Below are 19,209 nucleotides of genomic sequence, written 5' to 3'. Positions count from 1 at the left end.
GCGGCCGGCGCGGCTGGCCGTGGGCCGTGGGCCGCGGGCCGTTGCAGCGACCGTCCGGCAGGGTCCATCGCCGCGCATTCAACCGACGACGCGGCCCCCGGGCATCAGGATGCTCTGGGTGACGAACGCGCCGGCGCGGCGGCCCTGCTCGAAGCTCACGCGGAAGCCGCCGATGTCGTGGCTGGCGCGGCGCTGGAAGGCGGCCAGCACCGCCCCGCGCGAGAGCGGCACGCCGATGTCCGCCAGCACCTCGGCCGTGTAGCGCGCCGCGATGAAGCCGGCCAGCGAGAGCGGGGTGGGCGGCTCGTCGAACAGCCGCGCGAGGGTTTCGCGGTACGCCCGCACGACTGGCACGCCGGACGTCACCACCGGGACGACCTGCGTCGCGATCACCGGCGTGCTGCGGCCGCCGCCCATCTGCTGCATGGTCTGCAGGTTCACGTCGGCCAGGGCGATGAGGTAGCGCTGGCGCTGCTGCTGCTCCAGGCCCTGGGTGAGCTGGGCGAGTTCGGGCGTGCCGCCCAGGAACAGCAGGATGGCCGGCGTGCCGGGCGTGAACCGCCGCGCGAGCCGGGCCAGGTCGCCGTCGCCCTGGAACGACTGCAGCCGCAGCTTGAGCGCCGCCGCGATGCGTTCCAGGTCGTGGCGGTACAGCGCGTGCTCGGCGCCGGACGCGTACACCGCCCCGAGGTCCTGCACGCCCACGGAGGTGAGCGACTTCAGCGCATGGGCGATCTGCTCCTGGCGGGTGGCGAAGATGGGAAAGGTGCGCTCGTCGGCCGCCAGGCTCGAGGTCTGCAGCCACGGCGCCACATGCGCGATGCCGACGTTCTCCTGCCGCAGGTGTTCGGCGACGGCCGTCGCCGCCGGGTCCCCGGCGGTGCCGGTGAGCAGCAGGCAGCCGGCGTCCTCGCGCACCTGCGCGAGCGCGGCGCGCAGGGCCGCCGCCGAGCCGTCGACCTCGAGGGACAGGTGGTTGACCGGCCGGCCGCGGACGCCGCCGCGTGCGTTGAGGTCCTGCCAGGCCGCCCGTGACCCGACCTGGAAGTCCTTGGACACGTCCTGCTGGGCCGGGGACACGTCGACGATCTGGGCCACCGTGAAGGGCCGGCCGCCGGAGCGGCCGGGCTGGGCCCGCACGGAGGGGGCCGCGACGGCGGCGGCGAAGCCGAGCAGCGCACGGCGGCGCGGCGCGAAAGAGGCGCGCGTGGAAGTCAAGGAAGGTCTCCTGCCAACGTCGAGGCGGGACCCGAGGCCCCGCGCCCCGGGGCCGCCCCGGGGTGCCGGCCAGCGTAGGAACGAGCGGTGACGCAGCCGTGACAGCGGCGTGGCACATCCGTGGCTGTCGCGCGCCCGCTCGCGTGACGCGACTTGTCACGGCGCTGTCACGCAAGCTTCCTACAGTCACTGCGTCCCCCATCGCAAAAGAGGAAACCCAGCCATGCAAGTGACCTTCCGATCGGCCGCCCTTGGCCTCCTGTCCCTGTCGTTCGCCGGCCTGGCCGCCGCGCAGGACATCACCGGCGCCGGCGCCAGCTTCCCGGCCCCGCTGTACGCCAAGTGGGCCGCCGACTACAACAAGGCCACCGGCGTGAAGATCAACTACCAGTCGGTCGGATCGGGTGCCGGCATCCGCCAGATCGACGCCAAGACGGTGGACTTCGGCGCCTCCGACGCGCCGCTGAAGGACGAGGAGCTGGCCAAGAAGAACCAGGTGCAGTTCCCCACCGTGATCGGCGGCGTGGTGCCGGTGGTCAACATCAAGGGCATCGGCGCCGGACAGCTGCGCCTGAACGGCCAGGTGCTGGGCGACATCTACCTGGGCAAGATCGCCAAGTGGAGCGACCCGGCCATCAAGGCGCTGAACCCGTCGCTGAACCTGCCCGACGCGGCGATCTCGCCGGTGCGCCGTGCCGACGGCTCGGGCACCAGCTTCATCTTCACCAACTACCTGTCCAAGGCCAACGCCGAGTGGAAGTCCAAGGTGGGCGAGGGCACGGCCGTCAACTGGCCGGCCGGCGTGGGCGGCAAGGGCAACGAGGGCGTCGCGGCGTACATCGGCCGGCTGCCGAACTCGATCGGCTACGTCGAGTACGCGTACGTGAAGCAGAACAAGATGAACTACGCGCTGATGCAGAACGCCGCCGGCCAGTTCGTCGCGCCGGAAGACAAGGCGTTCAAGGCGGCTGCCGCCGGCGCCGACTGGTCCAAGAGCTTCCACCAGATCCTCACCAACCAGCCGGGCGCCGAGAGCTGGCCCATCACCGGCGCCACCTTCATCCTGATGCACAAGGTGCAGGACAAGCCGGCGCAGGCCGCCCAGGTGCTGAAGTTCTTCGAGTGGGCCTACCAGAACGGTGACAAGACCGCCGACGACCTCGACTACGTGCCCATGCCTGCGGCCGTGAAGGCGCAGGTCGAGAAGCTCTGGGCCAGCCAGCTCAAGGACGCGTCGGGCAAGGCCATCGCCTTCAAGTAGGCCCAGCCACGCCGCGCCGATCACGTCCCACGAAGCACCACGGAGAGACGCGGTGTCCTCTACACTCCCGGCCCACGAGGCCAGCTTCCCGACCCCGGGCCCGGTGCGGGCCCGAGACGGTGAAGGCAAGATGAGTATTCAGTCTCCCGGCCGCTCGCTGCGAGCCGCCCCCTGGGCCGACCGCGCGTTCGGCTGGGCCGCCCGCGGGGCGGCCATTTTCACGCTGGCCCTGCTGGCCGGAATCCTGCTGTCGCTGCTGGTGGGCGCCTGGCCGGCGATCGAGACGTACGGCCTGGGCTTCCTGGCCAGCACCGCGTGGGATCCCGTGGCCAACGAGTACGGCGGCCTGGTGATGATCTACGGCACGCTGGCCACGTCGCTGATCGCGCTGGTCATCGCGGTGCCGGTGAGCTTCGGCATCGCGCTGTTCCTCACCGAGCTGTCGCCCTCGTGGCTCAAGCGTCCGCTGGGCACCGCGATCGAGCTGCTGGCCGCCGTGCCCTCCATCGTGTACGGCATGTGGGGCCTGCTGGTGTTCGGCCCCATCCTGGCCACCTTCGTGCAGCAGCCGCTGCAGGCCGTGTTCTCGGGCGTGCCCTACCTGGGCGCCCTGTTCGCGGGCCCGCCGGTGGGCCTGGGCATCCTGTCGGCCGGCATCATCCTGGCCATCATGATCATCCCGTTCATCGCCTCGGTGATGCGCGACGTGTTCGACGTCACGCCGCCGATGCTCAAGGAGTCGGCGTACGCCCTGGGCTCCACGACCTGGGAAGTGATGTGGCGCGTCGTGCTGCCCTACACCAAGACGGGCGTCGTCGGCGGCATCATGCTCGGCCTGGGCCGCGCGCTGGGCGAGACGATGGCGGTCACCTTCGTCATCGGCAACTTCAACCAGCTCGACTCGCTCTCGCTGTTCCAGCCGGCCAACAGCATCACCTCGGCGCTGGCCAACGAGTTCGCCGAGGCGGCCGACGGGCTGCACCAGGCGGCGCTGATCTACCTGGGCCTGGTGCTGTTCTTCATCACGTTCGTGGTGCTGGCGCTGTCCAAGCTGCTGCTGTCGCGCCTGCGCCGCAACGAGGGGACCAAGGCATGAAGTCGCCCATGGCCGGTACCGGCGAAGCCCTGCTGCGCGCGGCCGACGAGGCCCACGGGCGCGAGCGCCGCTACCTGGCGCGCAAGCGCGTGAACAAGGTCGCGCTGGCGCTCTCGCTCGCCGCGATGGCGTTCGGCGTGTTCTGGCTGGTCTGGATCCTGTGGGAGACGATCCGCCTGGGCGTGGGCGGCCTGACCTGGGCGACGATCAGCCAGATGACCCCCGCGCCGAACGAGCCGGGCGGCATCGCCAACGCCATCTATGGCTCCTTCCTGATGGTGCTGCTGGCCACCTTCATCGCCACGCCCATCGGCATCCTGGCCGGCATCTACCTGGCCGAGTACGCCCAGCGCGGCTGGCTGGGGGCGACGACCCGCTTCGTCAACGACATCCTGCTGTCCGCGCCGTCCATCGTCATCGGCCTGTTCATCTATGCCGTGGTGGTGGCACGCTTCCGGCATTTCTCGGGCTGGGCGGGCGTGTTCGCGCTCGGCCTGATCGTCATCCCGGTGGTGATCCGCACCACGGAGAACATGCTGATGCTGGTGCCGGCGGGGCTGCGCGAGGCGGCCTATGCGCTGGGCGCGCCCAAGTGGCGCGTGATCACCGGCATCACGCTGCGCGCGGCGCGCGCGGGCGTGGTCACCGGCGTGCTGCTGGCGGTGGCCCGCATCTCCGGCGAGACGGCGCCGCTGCTCTTCACGGCCCTGAACAACCAGTTCTGGTCCCCCGACCTGTCGCAGCCCATGGCCAGCCTGCCGGTGACGATCTTCAAGTTCGCCATGAGCCCGTACGAGAACTGGCAGCAACTCGCGTGGGCCGGCGTGTTCCTGATCACCCTGGCGGTGCTGGGCCTGAACATCCTGGCCCGCGTGCTGACCCGCAGCAAGACCTGACGAGCCCTTTCCATGACCCCCGTGCACGCCCCGGCCAAGATCTCGGTCCGCAACCTGAACTTCTTCTACGGCAAGTTCCACGCCCTCAAGGGCATCAACCTGGACATCGCGGAGAAGAAGGTCACCGCCTTCATCGGTCCCTCGGGCTGCGGCAAGTCGACGCTGCTGCGCACCTTCAACCGCATGTACGAGCTCTACCCCGAGCAGCGCGCCGAGGGCGAGATCGTGCTGGACGGCGAGAACCTGCTCACGTCGCGGCGCGACGTCGCGCTGATCCGCTCGCGCATCGGCATGGTGTTCCAGAAGCCGACGCCGTTCCCGATGTCGATCTACGAGAACATCGCCTTCGGCGTGCGGCTGTTCGAGAGCCTGAGCGCCACCGACATGGACGAGCGGGTGGAGTGGGCGCTGCGCAAGGCGGCCCTGTGGAACGAGGTGAAGGACAAGCTGAACCAAGGCGGCGCGGGCCTGTCCGGCGGGCAGCAGCAGCGCCTGTGCATCGCGCGCGGCATCGCCATCAAGCCCGAGGTGCTGCTGCTGGACGAGCCGTGCTCGGCGCTGGACCCGATCTCCACCGGCAAGATCGAGGAACTGATCGCGGAGCTGAAGCACGACTACACGGTGGTGATCGTCACGCACAACATGCAGCAGGCCGCGCGCGTGAGCGACTACACGGCCTACATGTACCTGGGCGACCTGGTGGAGGTCGGCGACACCGAGCAGATCTTCTTCAAGCCCCGGCGCAAGGAGACCGAGGACTACATCACCGGCCGCTTCGGGTGAGCGGCCGCCGGCAACGAGCAACGATTGGAGTTCACATGCCAGACAAGCACCTCTCCACCCAGTTCGACAGCGAACTCAATGCCGTCTCCTCGCGCGTGATGGAGCTCGGCGGGCTGGTCGAATCACAGATCCACCGGGCCGTGCAGGCGCTGGCCCAGTTCAACGGCGACGACGCCCTGCAGGTGCTGCAGACCGAGTCGCAGGTGAACCAGATGGAACTGGACATCGACCGGGAGCTGTCGTCGATCATCGCGCGGCGGCAGCCGACGGCGCGCGACCTGCGGCTGCTGATGGCGATCTCCAAGACGACGGCCAACCTCGAGCGGGTCGGCGACGAGGCGGCCAAGATCGCGCGCATGGTGCGCTCGATCATCGACAGCGGCGCGGCCCGCAACCTTCCGGCTTCGGAGCTGCGGGTCGCCGCCGACCTGGCCGCCGGCCTGCTGCGCAAGGCGCTGGACGCCTTCGCGAGGCTGGACACGGCCACCGCGCTGTCGATCCTCAAGGAGGACGACCTCATTGACAAGGAATTCGACGGCTTCGTGCGCAAGCTGATCACCTACATGATGGAAGACCCGCGCACCATCTCGGCCAGCCTGGACCTGCTGTTCCTGGCCAAGGCGCTGGAGCGCATCGGCGACCATGCGAAGAACATCGCCGAGTTCATCATCTACGTCGTCAAGGGCGAAGACGTGCGGCACTCCTCGCTCGAGATGATCGAGTCGGCGCTGCAGTGACGCGATGAAGACCGTGCCCCGCGTCCTGGTGGTCGAAGACGAGCCGGCGATTGCCGAACTGGTGGCGGTGAACCTGCGGCACAACGGCTTCCAGCCGGTCTGGGCGGCCGACGGCGATGCCGCCCAGCGCGAGCTCGACGCGGTGCTGCCGGACGTCATCCTGCTGGACTGGATGCTGCCGGGCCAGAGCGGCCTGTCGCTCGCGCGCAAGTGGCGCGCCGCGGCGCGCACCAAGGCCATCCCGATCCTCATGCTCACCGCCCGCGGCGACGAGCCCGACAAGGTGGCGGGCCTGGACGCCGGCGCCGACGACTACATCACCAAGCCGTTCTCGACCCAGGAGTTGCTGGCGCGCATCCGCGCCGTGCTGCGCCGGCGCGCGCCCGAGCAGGACACCGGCGCGGTGCAGATCGGCGAGCTGGGGCTCGACGCCGCCACCCACCGCGTGTCGTGGCGCGGCCAACCGGTGAAGGTCGGCCCGACCGAGTTCAAGCTGCTCAACTTCCTGATGAAGCACCCGGAGCGCGTCCATTCGCGCGCCCAGCTGCTCGACAAGGTGTGGGGCGACCACGTCTTCATCGAGGAGCGCACGGTCGACGTGCACGTCAAGCGCCTGCGCGAGGCGCTCGGGGCCGCGGGCGTGATGGTCGAGACGGTGCGCGGCGCCGGGTACCGGATCACCGCGCAGCCGCAGGCCGCGGCGCGGGCCGGCTGAGCCGCCCCGGCGGCCGCTGACAATCCCTTCCATGGCTTGGCGCGTCTGCTCGTTCCTGGTGTGCCTGGCGGCCGGCTGGGTGGCCGGCTGGGCCGCGCTGGGTCCGCTGGGAGCGCAGGCCGGGCTGGTGGCCGGCGGCCTCGCGTGGGTGGGCGTCGATCTGTGGCGCGGCGCGCGCTTCCTGCGCTGGCTGCGCCATGGCGAGCGCGCCGATCCGCCGGTCTCCGTCGGCGTGTGGGGCGAGGCGGGGGACCGGGTGCGGCGGGCATTGCGCGACCGCGACCAGCAGCGGGCCGATGCCGAGCGCCGCCTGCAGGAGTTCCTGGCCGCGATCCAGGCTTCGCCCAACGGCGTGGTGCTGCTCGATCCGGACGGCCGCATCGAGTGGTGCAACGAGACCGCGGCCCAGCAGCTGGGCATCGATCCCCAGCGCGACCTGCAACAGATCATCGGCAACCTGCTGCGCGACCCGGGCTTCACCGCCTACAACGCGCACGGCGACTACGCGCGTGACGTCGTGATCACCGGGCGCGGCGGCACGCCGTCGCGGCCGCTGCGGCTGTCGGTGCAGCTGCACCCCTATGGCGGCGGGCGCAAGCTCCTGCTCTCGCGCGACGTCACCGCGCTGGAGCAGGCCGAGACGATGCGGCGCGATTTCGTCGCCAACGTCTCGCACGAGATCCGCACGCCGCTCACGGTGCTGGCCGGCTTCATCGAGACGATGCAGACCCTGCCGCTGGACGAGGCCGAGCGCGCGCGCTACCTCGGGCTGATGGGCCCGCAGGCGCAGCGGATGCAGACGCTGGTGAACGACCTGCTCACGCTGTCGCGCCTGGAGGGGAGCCCCCTGCCGGGCGCCGGCGACTGGACGCCGGTGGCATCGCTGGTGGCGCAATGCGAGCAGGAGGCGCGCTCGCTGTCGGCCGTGCTCGGCAAGTCGCAGGAGCTGCTGTTCGAGGCGCCGCCGCAGCGGGAAGTGTCCGGCGCGCCCTCGGAGCTGCTGAGCGCGATGTGCAACCTGGTGAGCAATGCCGTGCGGTACACGCCGGCCGGCGGCCGGATCGTGGTGCGCTGGCGCGACCTGCCCGACGGACGCGCCGAGTTCTCGGTGCGCGACACCGGCCCCGGCATCGCGGCCGAGCACCTGCCGCGCCTGACCGAGCGCTTCTACCGCGTCGACCGCAGCCGCTCGCGCGAGACCGGCGGCACCGGCCTCGGGCTGGCGATCGTCAAGCACGTGGCGCAGCGGCATGGCGCCGAGCTGCGCATCGACAGCACGCCGGGCGCTGGATCGACGTTCGGCATCGTCTTTCCGGCGGCGCGGCTGCGCACGGTCACCGCGGACCGTGGCGCCGCGAGTGCACGACCCGCCACAGCAGGATCGTGAAGGCCGCGGCCGTGAGCGCCAGGGCCACCGCCCCGGCGGACCAGAACGCGGCCGGCGTGCGCATCGGCGCCAGCGGCCCCAGGCCGGTGTACGCCAGCACGTAGCCGCCGCCCAGTCCCACGCCCCACAGCAGCACGCAGTAGACGACCAGCGGCCGCGTCGCCACGCCGTAGCTGCGCAGCAGGAACACGCCGACGGCCTGCAGGGCGTCGGCGACGTGGTAGACGGCGACCCACAGCAGCAGCCCGCCGGCGACGTGCAGCACGCCCGGCTGGTCGCCCGCGTAGAGGCGCGCGATGTGCTCGTGCAGCAGCGCGACCACCCCGGCGCTGCAGCAAGCGAACAGCAGCGCGAGCCGGTAGCCCACGCGCAGCGCGTGCCGGGCCCGGCACTCGTCGCCTGCGCCCAGCCAGTAGCTCACGCGCGCGCTGGTCGCCAGCCCCAGCGACAGCGGCGTCATGTAGAGCAGGGCGGTCACGTTGGCGGCGATCTGGTGGCTGGCCGAGGCCTCCGTGCCCAGGCGGGCGATGAACAGCGCCATCAGCGTGAACGAGGTCACCTCGACCAGCACGGCCAGTGCGGTGGGCACGCCCAGGCGCGCGAAGTCGCGCAGCGCGGCCCAGTCCGGCGGCTCGATGCGATGCCACAGCCGGAACGGCCGGTAGAAGTCGTTGGCCCGCAGCGTCCAGGCCGCGACGGCGAGCATCAGGTACTGCACGGCCACCGTGGCCCAGGCGCATCCGGCGAGCCCCAGCGCCGGCAGGCCCAGGCCGCCGAAGGTGAACCAGGCCGACAGCGGCACCTTCACGGCCAGCGACCCGAGCTGCAGCCACGTGACGAGCAGCGGCCGTCCCAGCGACTGGTTCAGCGTCGAGTAGCCGCGAAACAGCATCGCCGCCGGCAGGGCGAGCGCGAGGATCCCCAGGTAGCGTTGCACCTCGCCCTCCAGCGCGGGCGGCACCTGCGCCCATCGCAGCAACGGGCCGGGCAGGAGCAGGGCTGCTCCGCCCACCAGAACCGCCGCCAGGACCAGGTAGAGCGCCTGCCGCACCGAGCGGCCCACCTCGGCGCTGCGGCCGGCCCCGCGCAGTTCGGCCCAGACGGGCAGCTGGGCCTGCACCATGCCCACCAGGGCCACGAAGATGCTGGCGTACACGGCGGCGCCCACCGACAGGGCGGCGAGCGCCTCGGGCCGGTAGCGGCCGGCGATGACGGTGTCGGCCACGGCGAACGCCATGGTGGCGAGCTGGCCGACCAGCACGGTGCCCGCGTGCCGGCTGATGGTGCGCAGCTCGGACATCAGCCGCCCTTGCGGCGCTTGAAGAGGAGGAAGTGGTCCCGCGCGTCGGTGGGCCGGCGCACCGTGGCCGCCAGCTCCCAGCGCTTCATGTCCAGCGCCATCGCCGCCAGCGGCTGGAACTCCGACGTGACGACCAGCCAGGGGCACTGCGGCGCCGGCCCGGCGGTGCGCAGCTCGAGCTCGCCGTGGAAGCGCAGCGCCGCGACCTGGGCCCGGTTGAGGCCGACGACCTCGACGCAGCCGGGCGCGTGGATCGCCTGCGTGATGCCGCGCACCACGGGGGCGTAGCTGCGGGCGTAATCGAGCACCGGCAGCCACAGGGTCATCAGCAGCAGCCAGCACAGCGCCGCCCCGCCTGCGGGCAGGACCATGCTCTTCCACAAGGCCGCCTGGTGCCGGCCCGCCCGCCACTTCACCAGCCACAGCCAGGCCGCCGTGCCGGCCAGTGCCAGCGCGAAGGCCAGCAGCGAGAAGCTGGGCTCGTAGCCCGGCGCCAGGCGCGCGACGTTGGCCGCCGGCTTGGCCGGCACGCCGGTCTGCAGCGAGATCCAGACCACCCAGATGACGACCGCGCAGCCGCTGAAGAACAGCAGGGTGAACCAGTCGATCAGGGACGCGACGCTGCGGCGCAGCGTGGGCAGCGCGAACACGGCCAGGGCCGCGAACGCCGGCAGGCCCAGCAGCAGGGATCGGTCGGACGACGGCGTGAGCAGCGTCGAGCCGATCGCGATCAGCGCGAACCACAGCGGCACCGCGACGTGGCGGCTGCCGAGCTGCCGCCGCCAGCGCCACACGGTCCACAGGGACAGCGCGCCGGCCGGCCAGGTGAACCACAGCAGCAGTTTGCCGAGGGCGTTCCAGTCGCGCTGCCAGCCCGCCAGCACGCGCCAGCGCCACAGGTCCAGCGAGCTCGCGATGGCGGCGACGGCGGCCGCGGCGGCGAGGAGCGCGCCGGCCCACAGCAGCTGCCCGCTGCGGCTACGGCCCTCTGGCGGATGGTCGAGCACGCGGAAGACTGCGCCGCCCAGGGCGATCAGGACGGCGGTGCTGGGCGCCCCGGACAGGGCCAGGCCCGCCAGCCCGAGCGCGATGCCGACCGCGGGCAGCACCGTGCGGAACGGCAGGGCCGCCAGGCCATAGAACGCGAGCGCCGAGAAGCCCAGCTGGGCGAGCGCGGGCGTCGTCTCGTGGCTCAGCTGCGCCAGGCCCAGCGAGGCGATCAGCGCCAGCAGGCCGCCGTCGGCGATCGCGCGCGCATAGTCCTTGGGGCGCGCCTCGCCGCCGAAGGCGAAGGGCACCGGCTGCGCGGCGGGCGATCGCGCCAGGTTGTAGATGCCGTACCAGGTGGCCAGCAGCGTGAGCGCCAGCAGCGCGATGAAGGGCAGGCGGGCGGCGAAGTCGGGCGCGATCCAGCCGGGGGCCAGCCGCATCGCCCAGGCGCCGAGCCAGTAGGGCAGCAGGGCGTCGAACTCCGGCGGCTGCCCCAGCAGCGTGGGCGAGAGCCAGCCGGCGTGGCCGGTGGCCAGTTCGAGCATGTAGCCGAACGCGGTGATGTCGGCGTTCTTCCACGGCTCGCGGCCGATGAACCCGGGCAGCACGTACGCCGCGCAGAACAGCAGCAGCGCGGTGCGCGGCAGCCGCCGCACGGCGCTCTGGGCGACGATGGCGGGGGTCGGCTGGGTCACGCGCGCGAGTGTGTCACAGGGTGGCGGCAGGCAAGAAAAAGGGCAGCGCGGTTGCCCGGGCTGCCCTCGTTCGCAAGAGGCGGCTTACTTGGCGGCCGTCTTGCCGAAGCGGTTGCGGAAGCGCTCGACGCGGCCGCCCATGTTGTCCACCGACTTCTGGGTGCCGGTGTAGAACGGGTGCGATTCGCTCGAGGTGTCCAGCTTGAACAGCGGCAGCTCGCGGCCGTCGTCGGTCTTGCCCATCTCCTTGGTGTTCACGCAGGAACGGGTGACGAACTTGAAGCCGTTGGACAGGTCCACGAAGAGCACTTCGCGGTAGTTCGGGTGGATGCCTTCTTTGGCCATGGTGGTTTTCCTTCCAGGTCGGTGCGGGAGCCGGTCCAGACCACCTGGGCTACTTTCCGCAAAACGCGAGATTATAGCCGCTGCGCACGGCGGAGCCTTGCGGTCCGCGGGCAGCGGCGTTCACTGAACCAAGGTCAGCCGCCGCGGCGCATCATGTCGAAGAACTCGACGTTGGTCTTGGTGGCCTTCATCGACTTCAGGACCATCTCCATCGCCTCGATCTCGTCCATGTTGTACATGAACTGGCGCAGGATGCGGGTCTTCTGCAGGATCTCGGGGGCCAGCAGCAGCTCCTCGCGGCGGGTGCCCGAGCGATTGAGCTGGATCGAGGGGAACACGCGCTTTTCGTACAGGCGGCGATCCAGGTGGATCTCGCTGTTGCCGGTGCCCTTGAACTCCTCGAAGATCACTTCGTCCATGCGCGAGCCGGTGTCGATCAGCGCGGTGGCGATGATGGTCAGCGAGCCGCCTTCCTCGACGTTGCGCGCCGCGCCCAGGAAGCGCTTGGGGCGCTGCAGCGCGTTGGCGTCGACGCCGCCGGTGAGCACCTTGCCCGACGAGGGCACGACGTTGTTGTAGGCGCGGGCCAGGCGGGTGATCGAGTCCAGCAGGATCACCACGTCCTTCTTCAGTTCGACCAGGCGCTTGGCGCGCTCGATCACCATCTCGGCCACGTGCACGTGGCGGGCGGCCGGCTCGTCGAAGGTGGAGGCGATGACCTCGGCCTTCACCGAGCGCTGCATCTCGGTCACTTCCTCGGGGCGCTCGTCCACCAGCAGCACCATCATGTGGCTGTCCGGGTAGTTGGCCGCGATGGCGTGCGCCATGTGCTGCATCATCACCGTCTTGCCGCTCTTGGGCGGGGCCACCAGCAGCGCGCGCTGGCCCTTGCCGATGGGGGCGATGATGTCGATGATGCGGCCGGTGATGTTCTCGTCGCCCTTGAAGCCGTCGCGCTCGAGCTTCATCTGTTCCTTGGGGAACAGCGGCGTGAGGTTCTCGAACATCACCTTGTGCTTGTTCTGCTCGGGCGGCCCGCCGTTGACCTGGTCGAGCTTGGTGAGCGCGAAGTAGCGCTCGCCGTCCTTGGGCGTGCGCACCTCGCCCTCGATCATGTCGCCGGTGTGCAGGTTGAAGCGCCGCACCTGCGAGGGCGAGATGTAGATGTCGTCGGTGCTCGCCGTGTAGCTGGTGTCCGGGCTGCGCAGGAAGCCGAAGCCGTCCGGCAGGATCTCCAGCACGCCGTCGGCGAACACCTGCTCGCCGGCGCGGGCGCGCTTCTTGATGATCGCGAACATCAGCTCCTGCTTGCGCATGCGGCCGGTGTTCTCGATCTCGAGTTCTTCCGCTTGCTTGAGGACTTCGGAGACGTGGAGCGCCTTGAGTTCGTTCAGATGCATGGCTGCGACTGCGGTGGGACCCCGGCGGGGTTCTTGTTGGGTGGCTGGGGGAGGTCCTTGGCCAAGGCTGGAGGCGCCTTGCAGACCTGGAATTCGAACTGACCCGCTTCGCACGGGCAGGTCAGCGATTGCGGATGATTATGCAATAAAAACGGGGCGCGCAGCGCCCCGTCCATTCGCCGGCCCCGGGGCCGGCTGGGCGGCGCTCAGGCCAGTTGCTGGTCCAGGAACGCCGTCAGCTGCGCCTTGCTCATCGCGCCGACCTTGGTGGCCGCGAGCTGGCCGCCCTTGAACAGCATGAGCGTGGGGATGCCGCGGATGCCGAACTTGGCCGGGATGTCGCGGTTCTCGTCCACGTTCATCTTGGCGACCTGCAGCTTGTCCTTGTAGGTGGCGGACACCTCGTCGAGGATGGGCGCGATCATCTTGCACGGCCCGCACCACTCGGCCCAGTAATCCACCAGCACGGGCTTGTCGGCTTGCAGGACGTCGGCTTCGAAGCTGGCGTCGGAAATATGCTTGATCAGGTCGCTGGCCATGTCGGTTCCTTTCTGCTGGCGAACGATGCGGCTACAGTCGGGGTCATTGTGACAGAAGCCAAGTGCCCTCACCGGGAGCGGGCGGGTGGGCAGATGCTATGGACGTGATAGCGGCCGACCATCGCATGGCCGGTCCCTGGCCGCACTGGATCGCCGCCCTGCGCGACCTGCTGCGCCAGCGCCGCATCCATCCTTCCCGCACCGTGGTCCTGCTGCCGTACGCGCAGCTGATGCCGATCGCGCGCCGGCTCTGGGCGCGCGCGCAGCCGGACGGCTTCGCGCCGCGCTTCGAGACCACCATGAACTGGGCCGGCCGGCGCGGCCATGCGCCCGCCGCCGACGACCTCAGCTTCGACATGGGCCGCGATCTGCTGACCGCGCGGGCGTGGCTCGAACGCGCGGGTCTCGCGCCGCGCGCCGCCGTGCTGGCGGGCCGCCTGGTCGAGGCCGCCTGGCAGGCCGCCGGCGCGGCCGCCGCCATCGCGCCCGGCGGGCGTGCCGAATGGGCCGCTTCCGTGCGCGGCGCCGTCTCGTCCGGCCTCGATGCGCCGGTGCTCGCGCTCGAGGCCGCCGTGGCGCGCATCGCCGTCGAATGGGCCGCGGCCAGCCGGTACGCCGGCGACGCCCTGTTCGAGCCCGCGGCACTGCGCGACGTGGACCTGCTGGTGCTGTGCGAGGGGATGCAGCGCGACGCGGTGGCCGAAGCCATCGTCGCCCTGGCCGGCGAACGCGCCGTGCGGCTGCCGCTGCAGGACGCCGGCGCCCCGGGCGCGGTGTCGCTGCACGAGGCCGCCGGCCCGTCCGACGAGGCCCAGCGCGCCGCCGCCTGCGTGGTGCGCCACCTCGAGGCCGGCCGTGCGCCGGTGGCGCTGGCCGCCATCGATCGGGTGCTGACCCGCCGCGTGCGCGCCATGCTGGGCGTGCGCGGCATCTCCATCCGCGACGAGACCGGCTGGAAGCTTTCCACCACGCGGGCGGCCGCGCAGGTGATGGGCTCGCTGCAGGCGTGCCGCCGGCAGGCCGACAGCGACACCGTGCTCGACTGGCTCAAGAACCTGCCGGCCCTGCCGCCGGGCGCGGTCAGTGCCATCGAGCGGCGCGTGCGCCGCGCGGGCTGGCGCGACTGGCAGGACGTGCGCCGGCTCGCCGAGCCCGGCCCCTGGCTCGACTGGGCGGTGCGTGCCGATGGCTGGCGCGAGGGCCTGCAGGCGCCGCGTCCGCTGGCGCAGTGGCTGCAGGACCTGCGGCGGCTGCTCGAGGAGACCGGGCACTGGCCGCGCCTGCAGCAGGATGCCGCCGGCCACCAGCTGCTCGACGTGCTCGGCCTGGCCGACGGCGCGCAGGCCGAGTGGCTGCAGCTGCCGCAGGCGGCGCGGCGGCTGTCGCTGGCCGAGTTCACCGCCTGGGCCGGCGACGCCCTGGAGGCATCGAGCTTCCTGCCGCCCGCGCCCGAGGCGGCGCAGGTGGTCGTGCTGCCGTTCCACCAGCTGCTCGCGCGCGACTTCGCCGCCCTCGTGCTGGCGGGCTGCGACGAGGTGCGCCTGCCCGCGGCCCCCGAGCCGCCCGGCGCGTGGACGGCGGCCCAGCGCGCGGCGCTCGGCCTGCCCACGCGCGAGGAGCTGGCGCGCCAGCAGGCCGCCGGCTGGCGCCATGCGTTGCAGGCGCCGTTCGTGGACGTCCTCTGGCGCCGCACCGACGACACCGGCGAGCCCGTGCTCCCCAGTCCGCTCGTGCAGGGCTGGCGCCTCGCGCACCCGCAGTCGCCGGCGGCCGACCCGCGCGATGCGCGCCTGCTGGCGCCGCAACCGGTCGCGCGGCCGTCGGCCTCAGGCGCGCAGGTGCCCGTGGTGCGCCTGTCCGCCAGCGCGTACGACGACCTGCGGCGCTGCCCGTACCGCTTCTTCGCGCTGCGCCAGCTCGGGCTGCAGGAAGCATCCGAGATCGACGTCGAGGTGGACAAGCGCGACTTCGGCAACTGGCTGCACCTGGTGCTGAGCGACTTCCATGCCGCGCTGCGCGACGACCCCGCCGCCGAGCGGGCGGCGCTGCTCGACCGCTGCGCGGACGCCGCCACCCGGCGCCTGGACCTGGCCAACGGCGAGTTCCTGCCGTTCGCGGCCGGCTGGCCCCAGGTGCGCGACGGTTACCTCGCCTGGCTCGCCGGCCACGAGGCCCAGGGGGCGCGCTTCGAGAGCGCGGAAACCGCCCACCAGACGCCGCTGGGCGCCGTGACGCTGGTCGGGCGCATCGACCGCATCGACCGGCTGCCCGACGGCCGCCGCCTGGTGGTGGACTACAAGACCGAGTCGCTGCAGGTCACGCGCGACCGCGTCAAGGTGCCGCAGGAGGACACGCAGCTGGCCTTCTATGCCGCGCTGCTGGAGGACGACACGCTGGCCGCCGCCTACGTCAACGTCGGCGAGCGCGGCACGACCACCACGGTGGAGGAGCCCGAGGTGGTGCAGGTGCGCGACGAGCTTGTCGCCGCCATCCAGGGCGACCTGGAACGCATCGGCGCGGGCGAAGCCCTCCAAGCGCTGGGCGAGGGGCGCGCCTGCGAGTTCTGCGCCGCGCGCGGCCTGTGCCGCCGGGACTTCTGGCATGACTGACAACCTTGCTCCGCTCGCCTACGAGGTCAACGGCCGGCCGGTCGACGCGCGCACGTTCTACGCCGTGGCGTGCGACCCGCGCCGCAGTGTCGCGGTCGAGGCCTGCGCCGGCGCGGGCAAGACCTGGATGCTGGTCTCGCGCATCCTGCGCGCGCTGCTCGAGGGCGCGCAACCGCACGAGATCCTGGCCATCACCTTCACCAAGAAGGCCGCGGGCGAGATGCGCCAGCGCCTGCAGGACTGGCTGGCCGAGTTCGCATCGGCGGACGCGGCGCGCCTGGAGCAGGCGCTCGCGGAACGGGGCGTCGATGCGCCCCAGGCCGCCGCGCTGCGCGAGCCGCTGCGCGCGCTGCACGCCCGCGTGCTGGCCGACGGCCGCGGCGTGCAGATCCGCACCTTCCACAGCTGGTTTGCCGCGCTGCTGCGCAACGCGCCGATCGCCACGCTGGAGGAACTGGGCCTGCCGGCGCGCTACACGCTGCTGGAGGACGACAGCGAGGCCATCGACAAGGTGTGGCGCCGCTTCCACGTGGTGGTGTCCGCCGACGCGGCGGCCCGCGCCGACTACGAGGCCGGCGTCGCGGCGCATGGCCGCTCGCAGACGCTGAAGGCGCTGCGCGGCGCGCTGGACAAGCGCGTCGAGTTCGCGCTGGCCGACCAGGGCGGCGTGCCCGAGGCGTCGGTGCAGCACTGGCACGCCGTGTTCCCCGAGTTCGCCGGCCTGCCCGAGCCCGCCGCCGCGGTCGCGGTGCCCGGCCCGGTGTGGGAAAGCTTCTCGGTCGCCGCCCGCGCGCTGGGCCGCGCGTCGCAGGCGACCTTCTCGGCCTGCGGCTCGCAGCTGGAACGCGCCCTGGCCGACGCCGATTTCGACCAGGCACTGGCGGCCCTGCTGACGCAGAAGCTCGAGCCGCGCAAGTTCAACGACAAGCTCGCCGGCATCGAGCAGGTGCGCGCCGCGCAGGCGCTGGCGCAGCGCCTGTGCGAGGCGCGCACCCAGCACGAGGCCTGGCTGCACCAGCAGCGCATGGTGCGCCTGGCGCGCGTGCTGCTGGCCGAGTACGCGGCGCTCAAGCGCGAGCACGGCTGGGTCGACATGGCCGACGTCGAGCAGGCGGCGCACCGCCTGCTGTCCGACGACGTGCTGTCCGGGTGGGTGCAGGAGCGGCTCGACGCGCGCGTGCGCCACCTGCTGGTCGACGAGTTCCAGGACACCAACCCGCTGCAGTGGCAGGCGCTGCACGCCTGGCTGAGCGGCTACACCGGCGCCGGCGCGGCCCCCAGCGTGTTCATCGTCGGCGACCCCAAGCAGAGCATCTACCGGTTCCGGCGCGCCGAGCCGCAGGTGTTCGCCGCCGCGCAGCGCTTCGTCGCCGACGGCCTGCGGGGCGACCGCCTCAGCTGCGACCACACGCGGCGCAATGCGCCCGAGGTGCTCGCGGCGGTGAACCGCGTCATGGCGCAGGCGCAGGCCGCCGGCGAGTACCAGGGCTTCCGGGCCCACAGCACCGCCTCGCGCGAGCCCGGCCGGCTTCTGCAGTTGCCGGCCGTCGCCCGGCCGGTGGCCGACGAGGCCGCGGCCGCTGGCGGCGCGGGCGGCTGGCGCGACTCGCTCACCGTGCCGCGCGAACTGCCCGAGGAGCGCCTGGTGACGCTCGAATGCCGGCAGGCCGCGCGCTGGATCGCCGGCCGGCTCGCGCAGGGCGTGCGGCCTTCGGACATCCTCGTGCTGGCGCGCAAGCGCGACCGGCTCTCGGCGATGGAGGACGAACTGCGCGACCTGCGCATCTCGGCGCAGCAGCCGGAGAAGACCGACCTGGGCGACGTGCCCGAGGTCCAGGACGTGGTGGCGCTGCTCGACGTGCTCGTCTCGCCGACGCACGACCTGTCGCTCGCGCGCGCGCTGAAGTCGCCGCTGTTCGGCATCGACGATGCGGGCCTGGTGGCGATCGCCACCGCGGCGCGGCAGCGGCAGGCCGAAGGCACTCCGCGCGCCTGGCTCGAGTTGCTGCGCACCGGCGACGGCTGGCCGCCGCCACTGGCCGCCGCCGCGGCCGCGTTCGCGCGTTGGCAGCCGTGGGTGGACACGCTGCCGCCGCACGATGCGCTGCACGCGATCTACCACGACGGCGACGTGCTCGCGCGCTATGCCCAGGCCGCGCCGGCCCCGCTGCGCGACGCCGTGCTGGCCAACCTGCAGGCGCTGCTCGGCGCCGCGCTGGAACTGGACGGCGGCCGCTACGCGACGCCGTATGGATTCGTGCGCGCCCTGAAGGCCGGTGGCGTGCAGGGGCCGGCCGTGGCGGCGACCGAGGCCGTCCGCCTGCTGACGGTGCATGGCGCCAAGGGCCTGGAGGCGCCGATCGTCCTGCTGCTGGACACCGACGCCCCGGCGGCGCGCGCCGAGACGATGGGCGTGCTGGTCGACTGGCCGGGCGAGGACGCGGCGCCGCGCCGCTTCAGCTTCATCGCCTCCGAAGCTCGGCCGCCCGCCTGCAACGGCGGCGCGCTGCAGGAAGAGCAGGCCGCGCGCCGGCGCGAGGAACTCAATGCCCTGTACGTGGCCATGACCCGCGCGCGCCAGGAGCTGGTGCTCTCGTCCATCGAGCCGCGCACGCCGGCCGCGGGCAGCTGGTGGCAGCGGCTCGCGCCGCTGTGCGAGCCGGCCGAGGCAGCCGCCGCGCCGGACGCGCCCGGAGACGGCGGGCCCGACGCGGCCCCCTCGATCTCGCTGCCCGTGCTGCCGCCCGTCACGCTGCCGGCGACGGCCGCGACGCGCCGGCAGGAAGGCACCGAGGCGTCGCGCATCGGCGAACTGCTGCACCGGCTGCTCGAACTGCATGGCGGTGGCCACGGGCTGCCCGAGGGCGCCGCGCTGGCGCGGCTCGGACGCGGGTTCGGGCTCGATGCCGGCCAGGCCGCGGCCGCGCACGGCATGGCCCTGCGCATCCTGGCCGGCGAGGGCGCCTGGGCCTGGGACGCCGCGGTGGTCGCCTGGGCGGCCGACGAGGCCGAGCTGGTGCACGAAGGCGAGGTGCTGCGGCTCGATCGCCTGCTGCGTCGGCACGACGGCCACTGGTGGGTGCTGGACCACAAGTCCGCCGCGCACCCGGAGCGCGATGCGGCGCTGCAGGCGCAGCTGCGCCGGTATGCGCGCGCCGTGTCGGCGCTGCACCCGGGCGAGCCCGTCGCCTGCGCCTTCCTCACCGGCGAGGGCCGGCTGGTGCGTCTCGACTGAGGG

At 72.3% G+C, this 19,209-nt stretch carries 15 protein-coding genes; 9 read left to right on the top strand and 6 right to left on the bottom strand.

The annotated features are described in order from the left end of the window. Positions 1-78: 78 nt before the first annotated feature. Positions 79-1,218: an ABC transporter substrate-binding protein gene (locus tag AC3ANR_RS13265; RefSeq protein ID WP_488288575.1), complete on the bottom strand. Its 1,140-nt coding sequence runs from the start codon at positions 1,216-1,218 to the stop codon at positions 79-81. A 223-nt stretch (positions 1,219-1,441) separates the two neighbouring features. On the opposite strand from AC3ANR_RS13265, the gene pstS reads away from it, so the two are divergent. From pstS to phoR, 7 genes are all read left to right on the top strand, one after another. Beyond that, the gene (pstS, locus tag AC3ANR_RS13260) at positions 1,442-2,479 is read left to right on the top strand and encodes a phosphate ABC transporter substrate-binding protein PstS (protein WP_488288574.1); all 1,038 of its coding nucleotides are present in this window, start codon (positions 1,442-1,444) and stop codon (positions 2,477-2,479) included. A 130-nt stretch (positions 2,480-2,609) separates the two neighbouring features. Beyond that, complete coding sequence (pstC, locus tag AC3ANR_RS13255) at positions 2,610-3,575, top strand: phosphate ABC transporter permease PstC (protein WP_488288573.1); 966 nt, start codon at positions 2,610-2,612, stop codon at positions 3,573-3,575. After that, positions 3,572-4,471, top strand: coding sequence for a phosphate ABC transporter permease PstA (gene pstA, locus AC3ANR_RS13250; RefSeq protein WP_488288572.1), 900 nt, complete (start codon positions 3,572-3,574; stop codon positions 4,469-4,471). The genes pstC and pstA overlap by 4 nt, the downstream gene beginning before the upstream one ends. A gap of 12 nt (positions 4,472-4,483) precedes the next feature. Next, positions 4,484-5,254 (top strand): phosphate ABC transporter ATP-binding protein PstB, encoded by a 771-nt coding sequence (gene pstB / locus AC3ANR_RS13245; RefSeq protein ID WP_488288571.1) that lies wholly within the window; start codon positions 4,484-4,486, stop codon positions 5,252-5,254. A gap of 35 nt (positions 5,255-5,289) precedes the next feature. Then, positions 5,290-5,991, top strand: a complete 702-nt coding sequence (gene phoU, locus AC3ANR_RS13240) for a phosphate signaling complex protein PhoU (RefSeq protein ID WP_488288570.1) — start codon at positions 5,290-5,292, stop codon at positions 5,989-5,991. A 4-nt stretch (positions 5,992-5,995) separates the two neighbouring features. Beyond that, a complete protein-coding gene (phoB, locus tag AC3ANR_RS13235) occupies positions 5,996-6,706 on the top strand; it encodes a phosphate regulon transcriptional regulator PhoB (RefSeq protein WP_488288569.1) in 711 nt (236 codons plus the stop codon). A 31-nt stretch (positions 6,707-6,737) separates the two neighbouring features. Further along, positions 6,738-8,093: a phosphate regulon sensor histidine kinase PhoR gene (gene phoR, locus AC3ANR_RS13230; RefSeq protein ID WP_488288568.1), complete on the top strand. Its 1,356-nt coding sequence runs from the start codon at positions 6,738-6,740 to the stop codon at positions 8,091-8,093. Here the strand turns inward: phoR and AC3ANR_RS13225 are convergent. From AC3ANR_RS13225 to trxA, 5 genes are all read right to left on the bottom strand, one after another. Then, entirely contained in the window at positions 8,041-9,393 is a 1,353-nt protein-coding gene (locus tag AC3ANR_RS13225; RefSeq protein ID WP_488288567.1) for an MATE family efflux transporter, read from the bottom strand. The two genes, phoR and AC3ANR_RS13225, sit on opposite strands and share 53 nt — an antisense overlap. Beyond that, positions 9,393-11,078 (bottom strand): hypothetical protein, encoded by a 1,686-nt coding sequence (locus AC3ANR_RS13220; protein ID WP_488288566.1) that lies wholly within the window; start codon positions 11,076-11,078, stop codon positions 9,393-9,395. The genes AC3ANR_RS13225 and AC3ANR_RS13220 overlap by 1 nt, the downstream gene beginning before the upstream one ends. Before the next feature lie 84 nt (positions 11,079-11,162). Continuing rightward, the gene (locus tag AC3ANR_RS13215) at positions 11,163-11,423 is read right to left on the bottom strand and encodes a type B 50S ribosomal protein L31 (protein WP_271234789.1); all 261 of its coding nucleotides are present in this window, start codon (positions 11,421-11,423) and stop codon (positions 11,163-11,165) included. A gap of 134 nt (positions 11,424-11,557) precedes the next feature. Then, complete coding sequence (rho, locus tag AC3ANR_RS13210) at positions 11,558-12,823, bottom strand: transcription termination factor Rho (protein ID WP_488288565.1); 1,266 nt, start codon at positions 12,821-12,823, stop codon at positions 11,558-11,560. 206 nt (positions 12,824-13,029) lie between these two features. Further along, on the bottom strand, positions 13,030-13,362 hold the full coding sequence (trxA, locus tag AC3ANR_RS13205; protein WP_488288564.1) for a thioredoxin TrxA: 333 nt from the start codon (positions 13,360-13,362) through the stop codon (positions 13,030-13,032). A 98-nt stretch (positions 13,363-13,460) separates the two neighbouring features. Here trxA and AC3ANR_RS13200 point away from each other — a divergent pair, with 98 nt between their 5' ends. After that, positions 13,461-15,971 carry a PD-(D/E)XK nuclease family protein gene (locus tag AC3ANR_RS13200; RefSeq protein WP_488288563.1) on the top strand — a complete coding sequence of 837 codons (2,511 nt, stop codon included), beginning with the start codon at positions 13,461-13,463 and terminating at the stop codon, positions 15,969-15,971. After that, positions 15,964-19,206, top strand: a complete 3,243-nt coding sequence (locus AC3ANR_RS13195) for a UvrD-helicase domain-containing protein (RefSeq protein ID WP_488288562.1) — start codon at positions 15,964-15,966, stop codon at positions 19,204-19,206. The genes AC3ANR_RS13200 and AC3ANR_RS13195 overlap by 8 nt, the downstream gene beginning before the upstream one ends. Positions 19,207-19,209: the final 3 nt, after the last annotated feature.

It is taken from the genome of Ramlibacter sp. JJN2-2R (genome assembly GCF_057747835.1).
The sequence above is the reverse complement of the archived record's forward strand: the minus strand, read 5'-3'. Positions and strand labels throughout refer to the sequence as shown.

Coding starts and splice junctions, on each gene's coding strand:
- trxA (WP_488288564.1), bottom strand. CDS start 13,362: ATGGCCAGCGACCTGATCAAGCATATTTCCGACGCCAGCTTCGAAGCC.
- phoB (WP_488288569.1), top strand. CDS start 5,996: ATGAAGACCGTGCCCCGCGTCCTGGTGGTCGAAGACGAGCCGGCGATT.
- AC3ANR_RS13195 (WP_488288562.1), top strand. CDS start 15,964: ATGACTGACAACCTTGCTCCGCTCGCCTACGAGGTCAACGGCCGGCCG.
- pstS (WP_488288574.1), top strand. CDS start 1,442: ATGCAAGTGACCTTCCGATCGGCCGCCCTTGGCCTCCTGTCCCTGTCG.
- pstC (WP_488288573.1), top strand. CDS start 2,610: ATGAGTATTCAGTCTCCCGGCCGCTCGCTGCGAGCCGCCCCCTGGGCC.
- pstB (WP_488288571.1), top strand. CDS start 4,484: ATGACCCCCGTGCACGCCCCGGCCAAGATCTCGGTCCGCAACCTGAAC.
- phoR (WP_488288568.1), top strand. CDS start 6,738: ATGGCTTGGCGCGTCTGCTCGTTCCTGGTGTGCCTGGCGGCCGGCTGG.
- AC3ANR_RS13225 (WP_488288567.1), bottom strand. CDS start 9,393: ATGTCCGAGCTGCGCACCATCAGCCGGCACGCGGGCACCGTGCTGGTC.
- pstA (WP_488288572.1), top strand. CDS start 3,572: ATGAAGTCGCCCATGGCCGGTACCGGCGAAGCCCTGCTGCGCGCGGCC.
- rho (WP_488288565.1), bottom strand. CDS start 12,823: ATGCATCTGAACGAACTCAAGGCGCTCCACGTCTCCGAAGTCCTCAAG.
- AC3ANR_RS13200 (WP_488288563.1), top strand. CDS start 13,461: ATGGACGTGATAGCGGCCGACCATCGCATGGCCGGTCCCTGGCCGCAC.
- phoU (WP_488288570.1), top strand. CDS start 5,290: ATGCCAGACAAGCACCTCTCCACCCAGTTCGACAGCGAACTCAATGCC.
- AC3ANR_RS13215 (WP_271234789.1), bottom strand. CDS start 11,423: ATGGCCAAAGAAGGCATCCACCCGAACTACCGCGAAGTGCTCTTCGTG.